The sequence below is a fragment of the Bradyrhizobium sp. SZCCHNR1093 genome, from assembly GCF_032381175.1.
Taxonomy (GTDB): domain Bacteria; phylum Pseudomonadota; class Alphaproteobacteria; order Rhizobiales; family Xanthobacteraceae; genus Bradyrhizobium.
Genome location: NZ_JAUHJJ010000009.1, coordinates 190609 through 206514 on the forward strand (window position 1 = coordinate 190609; position 15906 = coordinate 206514).

At 66.4% G+C, this 15906-nt stretch carries 14 protein-coding genes and 1 riboswitch; of the genes, 5 read left to right on the top strand and 9 right to left on the bottom strand.

Annotated features, from left to right (window positions below; all coding sequences use genetic code 11):
- Positions 1-27 precede the first annotated feature (27 nt).
- Both QX070_RS25400 and QX070_RS25405 read right to left on the bottom strand, forming a co-directional pair.
- On the bottom strand, positions 28-666 hold the full coding sequence (locus QX070_RS25400; protein WP_315739892.1) for a DUF1109 domain-containing protein: 639 nt from the start codon (positions 664-666) through the stop codon (positions 28-30).
- Between the two features lie 2 nt (positions 667-668).
- Positions 669-1214 carry a sigma-70 family RNA polymerase sigma factor gene (locus tag QX070_RS25405; protein ID WP_315739893.1) on the bottom strand — a complete coding sequence of 182 codons (546 nt, stop codon included), beginning with the start codon at positions 1212-1214 and terminating at the stop codon, positions 669-671.
- A 325-nt stretch (positions 1215-1539) separates the two neighbouring features.
- On the opposite strand from QX070_RS25405, the gene QX070_RS25410 reads away from it, so the two are divergent.
- The 3 genes from QX070_RS25410 (at position 1540) to QX070_RS25420 (ending at position 4459) form a co-directional block, all read left to right on the top strand.
- Entirely contained in the window at positions 1540-1929 is a 390-nt protein-coding gene (locus QX070_RS25410; protein ID WP_315739894.1) for a hypothetical protein, read from the top strand.
- 85 nt (positions 1930-2014) lie between these two features.
- On the top strand, positions 2015-2794 hold the full coding sequence (locus QX070_RS25415; protein ID WP_315739895.1) for an enoyl-CoA hydratase: 780 nt from the start codon (positions 2015-2017) through the stop codon (positions 2792-2794).
- 249 nt (positions 2795-3043) lie between these two features.
- Positions 3044-4459 (top strand): TolC family outer membrane protein, encoded by a 1416-nt coding sequence (locus QX070_RS25420; RefSeq protein WP_315739896.1) that lies wholly within the window; start codon positions 3044-3046, stop codon positions 4457-4459.
- A 74-nt stretch (positions 4460-4533) separates the two neighbouring features.
- On the opposite strand, the gene QX070_RS25425 is transcribed toward QX070_RS25420, so the two are convergent.
- Positions 4534-5442, bottom strand: coding sequence for an amino acid ABC transporter substrate-binding protein (locus QX070_RS25425; RefSeq protein WP_315739897.1), 909 nt, complete (start codon positions 5440-5442; stop codon positions 4534-4536).
- 177 nt (positions 5443-5619) lie between these two features.
- On the opposite strand from QX070_RS25425, the gene QX070_RS25430 reads away from it, so the two are divergent.
- Entirely contained in the window at positions 5620-5907 is a 288-nt protein-coding gene (locus QX070_RS25430) for a DUF3303 domain-containing protein (protein ID WP_315739898.1), read from the top strand.
- Between the two features lie 156 nt (positions 5908-6063).
- Here QX070_RS25430 and QX070_RS25435 read toward each other — a convergent pair whose 3' ends face one another.
- From QX070_RS25435 to QX070_RS25445, 3 genes are all read right to left on the bottom strand, one after another.
- Positions 6064-7263: an adenylate/guanylate cyclase domain-containing protein gene (locus QX070_RS25435; RefSeq protein WP_315739899.1), complete on the bottom strand. Its 1200-nt coding sequence runs from the start codon at positions 7261-7263 to the stop codon at positions 6064-6066.
- 204 nt (positions 7264-7467) lie between these two features.
- A complete protein-coding gene (locus tag QX070_RS25440; protein ID WP_315739900.1) occupies positions 7468-8817 on the bottom strand; it encodes a carbohydrate porin in 1350 nt (449 codons plus the stop codon).
- A 432-nt stretch (positions 8818-9249) separates the two neighbouring features.
- Positions 9250-10107, bottom strand: a complete 858-nt coding sequence (locus tag QX070_RS25445; RefSeq protein ID WP_315739901.1) for a LysR family transcriptional regulator — start codon at positions 10105-10107, stop codon at positions 9250-9252.
- 97 nt (positions 10108-10204) lie between these two features.
- Here QX070_RS25445 and QX070_RS25450 point away from each other — a divergent pair, with 97 nt between their 5' ends.
- Positions 10205-10582, top strand: coding sequence for a tautomerase family protein (locus QX070_RS25450; protein ID WP_315739902.1), 378 nt, complete (start codon positions 10205-10207; stop codon positions 10580-10582).
- A gap of 27 nt (positions 10583-10609) precedes the next feature.
- On the opposite strand, the gene QX070_RS25455 is transcribed toward QX070_RS25450, so the two are convergent.
- The 3 genes from QX070_RS25455 to alaS all read right to left on the bottom strand — a co-directional run bounded on the left by QX070_RS25455 (position 10610) and on the right by alaS (position 15579).
- Positions 10610-11137 (bottom strand): hypothetical protein, encoded by a 528-nt coding sequence (locus QX070_RS25455; RefSeq protein ID WP_315739903.1) that lies wholly within the window; start codon positions 11135-11137, stop codon positions 10610-10612.
- A 531-nt stretch (positions 11138-11668) separates the two neighbouring features.
- Positions 11669-12898 carry a cyclic nucleotide-gated ion channel gene (locus QX070_RS25460; protein ID WP_315739936.1) on the bottom strand — a complete coding sequence of 410 codons (1230 nt, stop codon included), beginning with the start codon at positions 12896-12898 and terminating at the stop codon, positions 11669-11671.
- A gap of 2 nt (positions 12899-12900) precedes the next feature.
- Positions 12901-15579, bottom strand: coding sequence for an alanine--tRNA ligase (gene alaS, locus QX070_RS25465; protein ID WP_315739937.1), 2679 nt, complete (start codon positions 15577-15579; stop codon positions 12901-12903).
- Between the two features lie 181 nt (positions 15580-15760).
- A riboswitch (glycine riboswitch) is annotated at positions 15761-15872 on the top strand.
- Positions 15873-15906: the final 34 nt, after the last annotated feature.

Below are 15906 nucleotides of genomic sequence, written 5' to 3' on the forward strand. Positions count from 1 at the left end.
CGCGACCTCGCTCGTCGCGCAGCCCCCTCAGTAGCGCAGGACCCTTGCGCCGATGAGCGCGCCGAGCCCGGCCACGATCAGCGCGGCCACCGTGTACCAGGTCGCCACGAACAGCGGCGAGTCGTCGGTGCAATGCGCGGCATAGAGCGTCGCCGCGATCCCCGCCGAGACCAGCCCGGCGATCGCGCCCGTCATCGCCGGACGCGACGGCGCGCCATGGCGCAGGCCGAACAGCGCGGCGGCCAGCAGCGGCAGCGACAGCACGGGAATGGCGCTCATGCACACCATCGAATTGTGGCCGACCAGCCGCGCCATCATCGGCGTGCGCTGCGGCAGCATCATCTCCGCCGCCATGCCGCCGATGAGGACGACGATCGGCGCGATCAGCAGCCAGCTCCAGCCCTGCAGCGAGGCTTCGGGGCGCGACAGATGCAGGCCGATGATCAGCGCCGGGATCGCCAGCGCCGTGGTGACGACGAACTTCAGGTCGAAGAATGGATTGCGCACCGCGAGCCAGATGTCCGGCCGGACGCCGAGGCCGACGAGCAGCATCGCGGTCGATACCGGCGTCGCCGCCATCAGGGCCAGCGCCAGCACGATGCCGACCGGCTGCGCGCGCTGCGCATTGTCGGCCGCGAGGGTGCGGATGAGCTGATCGGTGTCCATGGTCAGGTATCCCGTAGCTTGGCCGTGAGGCTTGCGAGCGCCCGGTGCAGCGCCACCCGCACCGCGCCCTCGCTCATCGAAAACTTCTCCGCGGTCTGCTTGATCGAGGCGGCCTCGACCGCGATCGATTGCAGCACGTCGCGCTGACGCTGCGGCAAGGTCTTCAGCTGCGCCTCGACCTCGCTGGCCGAGACGGTGGGCGCCGGCGGCGCGTCGGCCAGCGTCTCCGAGAAATCGTCGATGTCGACGAACACCCGCCGGCCGCGCCGGCGCAGCATGTCGATCAGCTTGTTGCGCGCGATCGCGAACAGCCAGGGCGCGAACGGCGCGTCGACGTCCCAGGTGTGCCGCTTCAGGTGAACCGCCAACAGAATTTCCTGCACGATGTCCTCGGCCTGGTCGGGGGGCTGGCCGGCGCGCGCCAGCCCGCGCCGTGATGCCGCGCGCAGCACGGGCGTGATCGCCCTCAGCAGGCGATGATAGGCCTCGTCGTCACCGGCGACGGCCCGGCGCATCCAGCCCGTCCACTCGTCGTCACGCTCGCGCAACTCCGCTCCACCCCCAGCAATTCGCCCGAAACACTCAGTTTGTTACTCTCGCTCTATCCTCATCACTAATTCGTGATGATGACATTGGCCTCGGAACCATCCGAGTTACGCCACACCGAGAGCACGCCACCGGGCAAGTCTTGGAACCGCTCCATAGCACCGAATCGCGAGGTGCATGATCAGGTTTGATGGGCAGCGTCGCAAAGTGCGGCGGCGCCCAGCTTTTGCCGTGAGCGGCAGGAAGATACCCATTTTCTGCCCCGTTCTCGACATCTGTCGGGGTCTCACTCCGGCTTGGGCTGGCGGGATGGGGAGAAAGCCGACGATGACGATCCAAGCCAGTGGACGTTCAGCATTGATCATTGCCGCCGCGTTCGTTCTGGGCCTCGTTGGCACTGGATTCGCGCGCGCGGCCGAACAGCAGAGCTATAGTCCGTTCTTGCCGGTGGGGTCCGAGAGCGCTCCGGCGGCGAAGCAGGACGGCTTCCCGGCGCCGCTGCCGGCCGAAGCCCAGGCTCAGGCCGCACCTGCGGCGCAATCGACCGACGCCGCGCCGAGCGATGCGCCGGCGGCCTCGGACGTCACCGTGAACATGGTCACGGTCAGCAATGACGACAGCTCCGGCTGGGACAAGGCCTCGATCATCGGCAAGATCTTCATCGCCTGCGGCACCCTGCTCACCCTGGGCTCGGCGGCGCGGATGTTCATGATCTGAGGCGCCGCGCGGCGCCGCACCTACTTGATGCGCATCGATCCAGCGGGCACATTGCCCGCTGTTTTGATTTCTAGGGGTTGGCATCATGAGCGTCTACGAACACATCATCGTCGAAGGCAAAGGCGCGGTCGGTGTCATCACCCTGAACCGGCCGAAGATGCTCAACGCGCTGTCGTTCGGCGTCTTCCGCGAGATCGCCGCCGCCGTGGATGATCTCGAGGCCGACGACGCCATCGGCTGCATCGTGATCACCGGCAGCGAGAAAGCGTTCGCCGCCGGCGCCGACATCAAGGAGATGCAGCCGAAGAGCTTCATCGACATGTTCTCGAGCGACTTCACCGCGATCGGCGGCGACCGCGTCGCGCGCTGCCGCAAGCCGACCATCGCCGCGGTCGCGGGCTACGCGCTCGGCGGCGGCTGCGAGCTTGCGATGATGTGCGACTTCATCATCGCCGCCGATACCGCGAAATTCGGCCAGCCCGAGATCACGCTCGGCACCATTCCGGGCATCGGCGGCACCCAGCGCCTGACGCGCGCGATCGGCAAGGCCAAGGCGATGGACCTCTGCCTCACCGGCCGCATGATGGATGCGGCCGAGGCCGAACGCTCCGGCCTCGTCAGCCGCATCGTGCCGGCCGACAGGCTGATGGACGAGGTGATGGCTGCGGCCGAGAAGATCGCGGCGATGTCGCGCCCGGCGGCGGCGATGGCCAAGGAGGCCGTCAACCGCGCCTTCGAGACCCCGCTCTCCGAAGGCATGAATGTCGAGCGCAACCTGTTCCACGCCACCTTCGCGCTGGAGGACCGCGCCGAGGGCATGGCTGCCTTCATCGAGAAGCGCAAGCCGGTGAACAAGAACCGGTGAGATTGCTGCGGGTCACTCGCAGCTGAACGAATCGATCTGCCTCTGATGTCCACGGGTGCCCCTCACCCGCCTACCGAGCGCGTATCCGCGCGGCCATGTCGCAGCACTGCGACAAACGGTCTGTGGCGAGCACGACACAACAAACCATGGAAAAGCCTGCCGGATTCCACATCCGCGGTTTGTGTGTGGCCGCCATCCGCCCTAAACAGGTAAACAACTGGTTAAGACAGTGGGACGCGGCGGAGTCGGATGGTGGGTCGAGCCAAGGAATTTGGCGTCGGCGAGGTGCGTGCGCGAAGGATCGGCCTCGGCCTGACCCTCGCGGCCAGCCTCGTCGTCTGCTCGCCTGTGCGCGCCGAGGATCTCGCGGCCGCGCTCGCGAAAGCCTATCAGACCAACCCGGCGCTCAATGCCGAGCGCGCGCGCCAGCGCGCCACCGACGAGAACGTGCCGCAGGCGCTGGCCGGCTATCGTCCGCAACTGATCGCGAGCCTCGGCGCCGGCCTGCAGGCCGTGCGCAACCTGCTCCCCAACAACACGATCCAGACCGCGACATTGAAGCCCTGGACCATCGGCGTGACCGTCACGCAGACGCTGTTCAACGGCTTCCGCACCGCCAACAGCGTGCGCATGGCGGAGCTGCAGGTGCAGTCCGGCCGCGAGGCGCTGCGCAATGTCGGCCAGGGCGTGCTGCTCGACGCCGTCACCGCCTACACCAACGTGCTCGCCAACCAGTCGCTGGTCGAGGCACAACGCTCCAACGTCGCCTTCCTGCGCGAGACGCTCTCCGTCACGCAGCGCCGCCTCAATGCCGGCGACGTCACGCCGACCGACGCCTCGCAGGCCGAGGCGCGGCTGTCGCGCGGCCTGTCCGATCTCAACGCCGCCGAGGTCAACCTCGCCATCAGCCAGGCGACCTATGCCCAGGTCATCGGCATGGCGCCAGGCCAGCTGCGCGCGGCCGACCCGATCGATCGCCTGCTGCCGCGCAGCCGCGAGGACGCGATTGCGCTCGGCAACAAGGAAAATCCGGCCGTGGCTGCGGCGAGCTTCGACGTCGACGCGGCCTCGACCTCGATCAAGGTCGCCGAGGGCGCGCTGCTGCCGAGCGTGACCCTGCAGGGCGGTGTCAGCCGCAGCCGCGATTCGGATCAGACGCTGGGCACCTTCGGCACCGACCAGGCCTCGATCGTCGGCAGCGTCACCGCGCCGATCTATGACGGCGGCACGGCGGCGTCGCAGACCCGCCAGAGCAAGGAGCTCGCGGCGCAGAGCCGCCTCGTGCTCGACCAGGTCCGCAACCAGGCGCGCACCGCGGTGGTCAGCGCCTGGGTCGCCAATGAAGGCGCCAAGGTCGCCGTCAGCGCCTCCGAGGCCGAGGTGAAGGCCGCCACCGTCGCGCTGCAAGGCGTCTCGCGCGAGGCCCAGGGCGGCCAGCGCACGACCGTCGACGTGCTGAACTCGCAGGCCGACCTGATCCAGGCCAAGGCGCGGCTGATCGGCGCCCAGCGCGACCGCGTCATCGCCTCCTACACGCTGCTCAGCGCGATCGGCCGGCTCGACGTCAAGAACCTCAACCTGAACACGCCGGACTATCTGCCCGAGGTTCACTACCACCAGGTGCGCGACGCCTGGCACGGCCTGCGCACGCCCTCGGGGCAGTAGCGCGCGACGAGACCCGCGCGAGCGCCGGCCTCATCCCATCCTGTCGATACGCTGTATGACATAAGCCGAAGATACTAATAGGCCTTGGGATCGCCGCTGTCGCTCGGATGCGCGAACGCCTTCTGCAGCGCGGATGTCATCGGGAAGTTGAAGTTGACGCCTTTCGGCGGCACCGGCGCCATGAACCATTTGGTGTACAAGGCCGCGATCTCCGGGCTCGTATAGAGCTTCGTGGCGGCGCGGTCGACGACGGCCTTGAAGGCCGGATCGTCCTTGCGCAGCATGATTCCATAGGGCTCCGGCATCGAGAACTGATCGGTCGAGATCACGAAGTCCGACGGCGTCTTCGCGCTGGCCACCAGGCCCGCGAGCAGGATGTCGTCCATCACATAGGCGTCGGCGCGACCGTTCTCGACCATCAGAAAACCTTCGGCATTGTCCTTGGCCGTCAGCACGTTCATGCCGAGCTGGCGCGCCGTGTTGGCCTCGAAGAGCTGCTTGATGTTGGTGGTACCCGATGTCGAGGCGACGGTCTTGCCCTTGAGGTCGTCGATGGTCTTGAGGCCGCTCGCGGCCTTGGCGACGAAGCGGTTGGCGGTGAGGAAATAGGTCGGCGAGAACGACACCAGCCGCTGGCGCTCGATGTTGTTGGTGGTCGAGGCGCATTCGAGATCGATGGTGCCGTTGGCGATCAGCGGAATGCGGGTCGCCGACGACACCGGCGTGAGCTTCACCTCCAGCCTGTCGAGCGTCAGCGTCGCCTTGATCTCGTCGACGATCCTGTTGCAGATGTCGAGCGCGAAGCCGAGCGGCTTCTGGTTGTCGTCGATGTAGGAGAACGGCAGCGAGGTTTCGCGGTAGCCGATCGTGATCGCGCCGGTCTCCTTGATCTTCTGCAAGGTGCCGGTCGGCTCCTCCGCGAAGGCGGGTGCGGCCAGCACCGCTGCAACCAGAGCGTACGCGACGAGACGTGCCTTCTTCATTGGTTTCTCTTCCCGTTGGATGCGAGTTCCCTCGCAGAAGCAAGGACTGCGCCAGGGAAAGGCGTCTCGTCCACGAGGCCATCGAGGCCTCGTCCGTCAGGCGAACGATGTCCCCCCGGGGCTGGCACCCCGCACCGATTCACCGCACAATGCGTGCACGTCAGGACGGAGGCGCGCATGCTGTTCATGGTGATCGAACGTTTCAAGGACCGCGATCCGATCCCGGTCTATCGCCGCGTCCGCGATCCCGGCATCACGTTTCCCGATGGGCTGAAATATCTCGGCAGCTGGATCGAACCCAATTTCGACCGCTGCTTCCAATTGATGGAATGCGACGACGCCCGATTGCTGCAGCAATGGATTCTCTCCAATGCTCGCGACTCCGGCATGACGTTCGAGATCGTGCCGGTGGTGACGAGCGCTGAGACGCGCGAGGTCGTCGCGCCGTTTCTGGACGAGGCGTGAACGGCGGAGAAGTCCGCGTAGGGTGGGCAAAGCAGCAGGCGGCTGCGTGCCCGCCGTCTTTCCACGAACTCATCAGCAAGACGGTGGGCACGGCGCCACGATGATCTCGAACGTGGAGACAGCGCGGCTGCGCCTTTGCCCACCCTACTGAATGCCCTACCCATCGAACGAAAACAGCTCGATCGGGTCGTTGAATCCGCGCACCGGGAATTCGCCGACGCGCTCGAGCGCGAACGGGCCTTCGACGAGCTCGGCGAAATCGCGCGACAGCAGCACCGGCCGGCCCACCTGCTTGGTCAGCGCCTCCATGCGCGAGGCCATGTTGACCGCGGGGCCAATGACGGTGAAATCCAGCCGCGTGCGCGAGCCGATATTGCCGTACATGACGTCGCCGACATGGACACCGATGCCGTAGTTCAGCGGCGCGCGGCCGGTCTCGCCGTTGCGCGCGTTCAGCTCGGTCATCGCCTTGCGGGCGCCGCTCACGGCGTGCAGCAGGTTGGCGCAGGCAGCGGGCTCGGTGAGCGGAAAGATCGCCAGCAGGCCGTCGCCGATGAACTTCAGGATCTCGCCGCCGTGCTGTGTGATCGGCTCCACCATGGCATCGAAATAGCTGTTGAGCAGATCGATGACGTCGTCGCGCGGCCAGTTATCGGAGATGCGGGTGAAGTCCCGGAGGTCGCAGATCATGATGGCGGCACGCACCGTGGTGCCGCTGCCGCGCCGGGTGGCGCCGGCCAGCACCATCTCGCCGGCATGCGGCCCGACATAGGTTTCGAGCAGGGTCCGCGCCAGGCGGTTCTTGACGCGGATCTCGCTGACCAGCGCCAGCACCGGCACGAGCCTGATCAGCGCGTCGATGTGCGCCTGGTCGAAACCGCCGCGCCGGTCGGTCGCGAAGGTGACGATGTGGCGCTTGCCGAGCGTGTGATACATCGGCCATGCGACATAGTCGGTCAGGCCCTGCGCCCGCATCTCGTCATAGATCGCGTGCCGACGGCCGAGCTCGGGGTCGCGCGCGAGGTTCTCGCGGATCTCCTCGACGCCCTCATGGATTTCGCTGGCGGGACTGCCGATATATTCGGAGCGCTCCCGGACGTCGTAATCGACGCGGGCAATGTCGGCGCCCTGCATGCCGTCGCTCCACAGCATGCGCGCGCCGAGCCACTGCGGATGATTGATCTGGACGTGCAGCGAGGCCCGCTTCACCGGAATGCCGGCGCGCTGCAGCCGGTTGCACATCTGCCCGAAGATGTTGTCGATGAAGCGCTCGTCGCGGGTGCCGTTGGTGAGCCAGTCCACGACCTCGTCGCCCAGGCGTCGGCCGGCAACGGGATGGGTGTCTGTTGCGGTCATGGCGGTCTCCTGGCAGGTCGGCGGCGCGACCCAGGAGATGTCGTGCCGCAATGCGAAAGAGTCAATCGACGTCATCGCATCGCGGCCCACCCGGATGGGCAGGATGCGCCAGCTCCGCATCGGATCGGCGAGCCGGATAGCCGAGACGCCTCGCGCAGATGGGGCGGATGCTGCACACCCGCCCCGTCGGCTCACATCGCAGGATCAGAAGTGCACGACCGTCCGCAGGCCGAGCACCACCGCATTGCCGGTCTTCACGCCGGCGGCGTTGAAGCCGCGTCCGCCCGGATTGATGACATACTGGGCGTCGAACTTCAGGTTCATCCAGCCGGTCGCCTGCCAGCCATACCAGGCCTCGATCGGCACCTCGTTGCCGCCGGCATTCGGCGTCAGCGCCGCCGAGTTGACATGCGTCGTGCCGACCGCGAAGCCGACCTCATCGTCGGGACGGAACGAGAAGGTGCCGGTGTGCTTGACGCCCCAGGAGATCTGGTAGTCCTGATACGAGGTGCGGTGATCGGCGACGCTGGTGTTGAGGAAGGTGTACCAGCCCTGCGCCTTGGGACCCTCGACCGTCAGCCGCTGCAGGATCGATTCGTAGAAGCCGTAGCGGCCGCGCTGGCTGCTGAGGTTCTGATCTCCCACGCCGGGACCACCGGGGACGACGGCGACGATGCCGGGCAAGCCGCCATCGATCGTCGACGCGCTGTCATACCAGCCGCCGAAGCGCCAGGTGCCGTTCAGCGGACCGCTCGGCTCCCACACCACTTCCACCGGCACCAGCACGCCCGAGGCGGGAGTGGAGCGCGGAATGCCCGGCGCGAGGTAGACGCCGGCGTCCGACGTCGTCAGATAGTTCGGATTGGCGTCGTAGACGCCGACCGACAGCTTCCATTCCTTGGTGAAGTTGTAGTGCACGACGCCGGCCCACTGGCTCACCGGCCAGTTGTAGATGTAGCCGCCCTGGATGTTGCCCGGCTGGCCGCCGCAGAAGGTCAGGTTGATGAACTCGCACTGGCCGAAGAAGAAGTCGGAGCCGACCGGCAGCCGGCCGCCCTTGAGCACGAGGCGGTCGTCGAACAGCTTCTGCTGATAGTAGAATTCGGTGAGGCGCAGGATGTTGCCGCGGCCGAACACCTCGTTGGTCAGTTGCAGCGCCGGAATGCCGGCCTCGCTGTTGAGATTCTTGCCGAAGCGATCGACCAGCGTCACGCCGATCATGCCGCCCTGGATGCCGGCGAGCTTGGCCATGTCGAACTTGGCTTCGAACCACAATTGCCCGGCATTGGCCGCGGTGTTGCGCGAGCCACCCGACAGATTGGTGACGGCTTCGTCGCCGAGCGTGAGCGCGAGCGAGATGCCCTGCTCCTTCAGCCTGGTCCGGCCGAGATCGCCGAACAGATACGGCCGCGTCCAGAAATCATCGACACCCGCATAGGGAATCGGCGGCGCCTTCATCGGCAGATCGGCCGCGACCGCACCACCGCCACCCAACAAACAAGACAAAGCAACCCCTACGCCGCACATGCGCGCGGTCGTCGCAAACCCACTCATTTTTCCTGCTCCTCGCAGCGTCCCCAGGCTCTGGATGTTGTTCTGTCGCGTCCGGCCCAGAGCCTCCGTCCCGGCACGCGCTTCCCCACGGCTCAATCCCGGCCGCCGCTCATTCGAGGAGCGATTTCGTCAACCTGAGATTGGATGGCAATCCTAGCAAGCACCAGGGCGCCCTTGAATAGTCATATTATATTTGGGAGTCGGTATAACCGTAACTGTGACATGAGTGTCACATCCCGCATTGCGGAATAAGGCTTACGTCAATTCCACCCCGGCGACCCCTGAGGAGCCAATTCCAAGAGCGATCAGATCTGCGCGCGGGCACGCGCGATCCATCCGCGAGCAGGACATCAATCCGGCCGTCGAAATAGCGTTCGGAGTTGATCTCAGCTCCAAGCTCCGTCACCTGCGCCGCGGCACGCGCCGCATGCATCACGCCCGCACCGCGCTTCGGAAGGCCGCCACGAGGGCATCGAGCGCCGCGCGCGCCCGGCCATCCCTCACCCGCGTGTGCAGCACGACCGGCAGCCGGGGCAGCTCCGGCAATCCGAGCCTTGCGCCGACATCGACCGCGCCCGATGGCAGCATGCGCGGCGCGAGTGCGGCAACACCGAGCCCGGCCGTGACGGCCGCGACGACCGCCGCAACGCCGCCGCCGACGAAGATTTCGGCCCAGGACACACCGGCCGCATCGAGATGCTGCGCGGCCATCGCGCGCACGCCGCACGGCTCGGCCATGGTCGCGACCGGCAACGGCTCGCCCGCGCGCGGCTCCCAATCCGGGCCAGCGAACCAGCCGAACTTCTCCTCGGCCACGAGGTCGCCATCGCTGCGTCCGGCATGCAGGCGGACGATCACCGCCTCGAGCTCGCGCCGGTCGTAGCTCTGCAGCAGGTCGGCCGACGATCCGATGCGGATCTCGACCACGAGATGCGGATCATGGTCGTTCATGCGCGCGATCAGCGCCGGCAGCTCTGGCCCGGCCACATGGTCGCTGATGCCGATGATCAGACGCTGCCGCACACCGGCGAACACCGCGAGCGCGCGGTCGTGCGCTGCCAGCAGCTGACGGGCAGGATCGAGGAAGACCCTGCCTCGCTCCGAGAGCTGCACATGACGCGGCGTGCGCTCGATCAGCCGGCACCCCAGCCGGTTCTCGAGCCGCCGCAGCTTCAGGCTGATCGCGGCCTGGGTCGTCTGCATCGCCTCGGCGGCACGGGTGAAGCTGCTGAGCTCGGCGATACGGACGAAGGCCTGGACCTCGTCCAGGTCGAGCGGGTGTTCGGTCATTTCCAGCCATTATGACTGATATCTCGATCCCCAGCATACCCGAACCGCACCGCCGCATCTAACCTCTCAGCCGACATCACGGATGAAAGGACTAGGGATGCCGCTGCTTCACATCTCGCTGCGCGCGGGCAAGCCGGAGGCCTACCGGCAGGCGATCTTCGACAGCCTCTACCGGGCGATGCGCGAGGCGCTCGACGTGCCGGAGGACGATCAGTTCATGACCATCACCGAGCACGATCCTTCCAACTTCCGCTATGGCAACGCCTTCGGCATCAACCGCAGCGACGATCTCGTCTACATCCAGATCACCGTCTTCAACACCCGCACGCGAGAGCAGAAGAAGGCGCTGTTCCGACGCATCGCCGAGCTGCTTGGGGAAAGCCCCGGCATCAGGCCGGAGGACCTGTTCATGACCATCCTCGACGCCGCCAAGGAGAACTGGTCGGTCGGCCACGGCCTCGCGCAATTTGCGTGAGGCGATCGGCGGCGAGAGCACATTGGTTTATTTTTCGAGAAGACGTGAGAGTTCTTCTGCTCCGAGTCGCTTCCGTTCGAAAACTGCGATTGCAAGCCGCTCCACCTTTGCGCGATGCTGCAAGACCAGTTCGAACGCTGGTGCGTGTCCCTCGTGCATCATGGCCGACTGCTCATCGTCTACTAGGTCTTCTAGTAGCTCCACCATCTTGCCGTAGTCGCCCCAGCCAGCTCCCTCATGTGTAGGAGCATCGAACATTTTTTGAGCTTCCATGCCTACGGCACATACAGCGAGCTGATCTACAAGACCGACTGAATTTTGGTATACTAGCACCAGCTTGGCTTGCCCCCGAGTTGTCTGTATGCGCGCGGTGGCGCTAATTTTCTCACCCCCGAGTTGGCCGACGGGCAGCATCGCCAGACAGGAGTGCGTGACATCGCTCTTCAGACTGGTCCAAAATTGGATACACTGAAGGCTGATTTCACGAACCGGTTCAAGACGATCTCCGGCTTCAAGAGCTTCGCGCAAAAATAAAACGCTTCCGAAAATCAGCAAACCATGCCTATTCTCCCTTCGTTCCGGTCCGGATGAGGGGCGTACGCGTCGTCACGAAACGTTGGGCCGGCAATGCGGTGGACGTGAGGGCATCAGCGCGCTTCATGCGCGGACGAATGATGCGCTTGCGGACGTGAAGTCGCGTGGTCCTGACACCCCGAAGCTGGTGTCCCCGCGGCGGCGAGCGAGAAGCGCGTCGTCGCGCACGGTGGCCAACAAGCCCGGTGCACCGAGGAGATCGCGTATAAGCGTTAAAACCGCCGCGCAGGGAATGCCGGATGAACCGGCTTTGCCTGTGGTACCTGCCGCCTGCATTTTTTTCGCAGGCGGGCCATGGGTGAGGCCCTCACCCGGCATTCCCTGCGCCCTCATCACTATCGAGGGCGGACGTCTTCCGCATCTCCTGGGTGCAATCGCGCCGCGGGATGGTGCGCGCGCGCCCGGCTGTTTGACTCGTTGGAAGATGGAATGAGACGCGCGGCTGCTCTGCGCCTGCCGTCGCCAACGACGTACGGAATCCGCGCGCCGCCCCTACCCGTCCGTCTGGTCGTCGTGCTCGGCCTGCGACAGCTCGGCGAGGGCGAGGTCGCCGGAATCGGCCATGCGCGCCTTGGCGATGGTCCGGACATGCGCGGCCAGCGCCGGCATCCGCGCGATCAAGGCGTGGAAGTCCTGCGCGTCGAGCACCAGCAGCCGGGTCTTGCGTGTCGCCGTCACGGTGCCCGAGCGCTTGGTCCGATGCAGCAGCGCGATCTCGCCGAAGAACGTGCCGTCGGCGAGCTTGACGCATTGCGTCGGCAGCTCGATCTCGACCTCGCCGGCAGTGATGAAATACATCGAGGAGGCGGCATCGCCGCGCCGCACCAGCACCTCGCCGGACTCGATCGTGCGCGCGCGCAGCAGCCGCATGATGTCGGCGATTTCGGACGCCGAAAGATGCGAGAACAGCGGCACCCGCGCCAGCATGCCCCAGGTGACGACGAAGTCGCGCCGCTTGATCTCCTCGGCGAACGCGGTCGAGATGATCGCGACCGGCAGCGCGATCATGGCAAAGCCCCAGATGATCGCGAACACCGTGATGATGCGGCCGAGCGGCGTCACCGGCACGACGTCGCCATAGCCGACGGTGCCGAGCGTCACGATCGCCCACCACATCGCATGCGGGATGGTGCCGAACTTGTCCGGCTGGACGTCGCGCTCGACCGCATAGAGCAGCGAGGCGAACAGCAGCACCGCGCCGGCCAGGATGACGAGGCAGCCGATCAAGATGCGCCGCTCGGCCTGCACCGCCGACAGCAGCGAGCGCAGCGCCGGCGAATAGCGCACCAGCTTGAGGAACGGCAGCACGATGCACACCGCTTCCAGGCTGCGGTCGCCAAGCACGAGCGCAATCGCGGCCGGCACGAAGGACAGGAGGTCGACGACGCCGAGCGCGGAGAAGGCGTAAGCGAAGCGATCCTGGCGCGGCGACTGCCGCCGCGGCATGTGGCCGGCGACGCTCCAGAGACGGGCGACATACTCCGCGGCAAAGACGATCAGCGCGCCGATCTTGATCGCGCGCAGCAGTCCGCCAATGGCGGCCGCGATGTCCGGGTCCGATGCCAGCACCACCGCCAGCACGTCGAGCGTGATGACGAGCACGATGAACTGGACGACGCGCGAGCCGTGCGTGCTCGGCAGATGGTCGTGCTCGAGCAGCTCGTACAGCCGGTCGCGCAGATCGGGATCGCGAACGCTCTCGCCCGGCCCGAGCGGCGGCACCATCAGCCGGCCTTGCCGATCGCGCTCTCGATCGCGGCCAGCGCGGCCTCCGCCTTGCCGCCGTCGGGGCCGCCGGCCTGGGCCATGTCGGGACGGCCACCGCCGCCCTTGCCGCCCAACGCCTCGGACGCGGCGCGCACGAGGTCGACCGCATTGAAACGCGATGTGAGATCGGCGGTGACGCCGACCACGACGCCGGCCTTGCCGTCCTCGGTGACGCCGACGATGGCGGCGACACCCGAGCCGAGCTGCTTCTTGGCCTCGTCGGCCAGCGACTTGAGATCCTTCATCTCGATGCCCGAGACGGCGCGGGCCATCAGCTTGATGCCGCCGACGTCGCGGATCCCGGCGGGAGCGCCGTTGCCGGTCTCCTGGCCGCCGCCCATCGCGAGCTTCCTGCGCGCATCCGACAGCTCACGCTCGAGCTTCTTGCGTTCCTCCATCAGCGCGGTGATGCGCGCCGGTACGTCCTCGACCGTGGTGCGCAGCTCGGCCGCGGCGGCCTTGGCGAGCGACAGATTGTGGTTGGCATGCGCGCGGGCGCCGCGAGCGGTCAGCGCCTCGATGCGGCGGACGCCGGACGCCACCGCGCTCTCGGAGGTCACCGCGATCAGGCCGATGTCGCCGGTGCGCCTGACATGGGTGCCGCCGCACAGCTCGACCGACCAGCCCATCGCGTTCGAGCCCTGCTCGCGCGCGACGTTGCCCATCGAGACGACGCGGACCTCGTCGCCATATTTCTCGCCGAACAGCGCGCGGGCACCGGCCTCGCGCGCATCGTCCAGCCCCATCAGGCGGGTCGTGACCTCGGCATTCTCCAGCACGACGTCGTTGGCGATGTCCTCGACGCGGGCGAGCTCCTCCGGGGTGATCGGCTTCGGATGGACGAAGTCGAAGCGCAGGCGGTCGGGCGAGACCAGCGAGCCGCGCTGGGCGATGTGGTCGCCGAGCACCTGGCGCAGCGCCTCGTGCAGGATATGGGTCGCCGAATGGTTGGCGCGGATCGCCGAGCGCCTGCCGTGATCGACGTCGAGTTGCAGCGCGGAGCCGAGCTTGAGCGTACCCTGCTCTACCGTGCCGATATGCGCGAACAGGTCGCCGGCCTTCTTCTGGGTGTCGGTGATGCGGACGCGGACGCCGTCGCCGGTCATGAGGCCGGTGTCGCCGACCTGGCCGCCGGATTCGCCGTAGAACGGGGTCTGGTTGAGCACGATGACGCCGCTCTCGCCGGACTTGAGGCTCTCGACCTCGGCGCCGTCCTTGACCAGCGCGGTCACTGCGCCTTCGGCGGTCTCGGTCTCATAGCCGAGGAACTCGGTGGCGCCGAGCTTCTCGCGCAGCGGGAACCAGACGGTCTCGGTCGCAGCCTCGCCGGAGCCGGCCCAGGCCGCGCGCGCCTTGGCGCGCTGGCGGTCCATGGCGTCGGTGAAGGAAGCCTGGTCGACGCTGATGCCGCGCGACTTCAGCGCGTCCTGGGTGAGATCGAGCGGGAAGCCGTAGGTGTCGTACAGCGTGAAGGCGACGTCGCCGTCGAACATGTCGCCCTTCTTCAGAGTGGCAGACTTCTCGTCGAGGATGGCCAGCCCGCGCTCCAGGGTCTTGCGGAAGCGGGTCTCTTCGAGTCGCAGCGTCTCCTTGATGAGCGCCTCGGCGCGGATCAGCTCCGGATAGGCCTGGCCCATCTCGCGGGAGAGCGTACCGACCAGCTTGTGCATCAAGGGCTCGCGGGCGCCGAGCAACTGGGCGTGGCGCATCGCGCGGCGCATGATCCGGCGCAGCACATAGCCGCGGCCTTCGTTCGACGGCAGCACGCCGTCGGAGATCAGGAACGACGAGGCGCGGAGATGATCGGCGATGACGCGGAGCGACGCCTTCTGCGGGCCCTGCGGGTCGGCATTGGTGAGGTCGGCGATGGCGCGGATCAGGGCGACGAACAGGTCGATGTCGTAATTGTCGTGCTTGCCCTGCAGCACGGCGGCAACGCGCTCCAGGCCCGCCCCGGTGTCGATCGACGGCTTCGGCAGCGGATTGCGGACCCCGCCCTCGAGCTGCTCGTATTGCATGAACACGAGGTTCCAGATCTCGATGAAGCGATCGCCATCGGCCTCCGGCGAGCCGGGCGGGCCGCCCCAGATCTTGTCGCCGTGGTCGTAGAAGATCTCCGAGCACGGGCCGCACGGGCCGGTGTCGCCCATCTGCCAGAAATTGTCCGAGCCGGCGATCCGGATGATGCGGGATTCCGGCAGACCGGCAATCTTCTTCCAGAGGCCGAACGCTTCGTCGTCATCGATGTAGACGGTCGCGGTCAGCTTGTCCTTCGGGAGGCCGAACTCCTTGGTGACGAGCTTCCAGGCGAGCTCGATGGCGTTCTCCTTGAAATAGTCGCCGAACGAGAAGTTGCCGAGCATCTCGAAGAAGGTGTGATGCCGGGCGGTGTAGCCGACATTGTCGAGGTCGTTGTGCTTGCCGCCGGCGCGCACGCATTTCTGCGACGTCGTGGCGCGGTTGTAAGCGCGCTTCTCGACGCCGGTGAAGACGTTCTTGAACTGCACCATGCCGGCGTTCGTGAACATCAGGGTCGGGTCGTTGCGCGGCACGAGCGGCGAGGACGGCACGATCTCGTGGCCGTTCGCGGCGAAGAAGTTGAGGAAGGTCGACCTGATCTCGTTGACGCCGCTCATAGCAATCCAATCGAAGAAGTCCGGGAATTCGGCGGTGATGCTTTTAGACAAGGGGACTTCGCGTGTCCAGAAACTGTGCAGAAACATCATGGGCTTGCTGCACGGCTCCTAAAGCTGGTTGAAAGCCCGAGTGACGCGTTGACAGCCTGCGCGGGCTGGTGTTTGGTCCGGGACATAGACGACAGTCGCGTCGGGAGAGACCGGTCTTCTGAGGTTCTGGTTGAACTTCAAGGGTCGGCGCCGAAGGAGCAACCGCCCCGGAAACTCTCAGGCAAAAGGACCCTCGCGACTGCAACTGCATCTGGAAAGAGACGCTGGCCGGGCTTT

What these genes read in the sequence shown, in the direction of transcription:
- alaS (WP_315739937.1), bottom strand. Translation starts at nt 15,579, where the DNA reads ATGAGCGGCGTCAACGAGATCAGGTCGACCTTCCTCAACTTCTTCGCC.
- QX070_RS25450 (WP_315739902.1), top strand. Translation starts at nt 10,205, where the DNA reads ATGCCGCTGCTTCACATCTCGCTGCGCGCGGGCAAGCCGGAGGCCTAC.
- QX070_RS25400 (WP_315739892.1), bottom strand. Translation starts at nt 666, where the DNA reads ATGGACACCGATCAGCTCATCCGCACCCTCGCGGCCGACAATGCGCAG.
- QX070_RS25435 (WP_315739899.1), bottom strand. Translation starts at nt 7,263, where the DNA reads ATGACCGCAACAGACACCCATCCCGTTGCCGGCCGACGCCTGGGCGAC.
- QX070_RS25440 (WP_315739900.1), bottom strand. Translation starts at nt 8,817, where the DNA reads ATGAGTGGGTTTGCGACGACCGCGCGCATGTGCGGCGTAGGGGTTGCT.
- QX070_RS25430 (WP_315739898.1), top strand. Translation starts at nt 5,620, where the DNA reads ATGCTGTTCATGGTGATCGAACGTTTCAAGGACCGCGATCCGATCCCG.
- QX070_RS25415 (WP_315739895.1), top strand. Translation starts at nt 2,015, where the DNA reads ATGAGCGTCTACGAACACATCATCGTCGAAGGCAAAGGCGCGGTCGGT.
- QX070_RS25445 (WP_315739901.1), bottom strand. Translation starts at nt 10,107, where the DNA reads ATGACCGAACACCCGCTCGACCTGGACGAGGTCCAGGCCTTCGTCCGT.
- QX070_RS25425 (WP_315739897.1), bottom strand. Translation starts at nt 5,442, where the DNA reads ATGAAGAAGGCACGTCTCGTCGCGTACGCTCTGGTTGCAGCGGTGCTG.
- QX070_RS25420 (WP_315739896.1), top strand. Translation starts at nt 3,044, where the DNA reads ATGGTGGGTCGAGCCAAGGAATTTGGCGTCGGCGAGGTGCGTGCGCGA.
- QX070_RS25410 (WP_315739894.1), top strand. Translation starts at nt 1,540, where the DNA reads ATGACGATCCAAGCCAGTGGACGTTCAGCATTGATCATTGCCGCCGCG.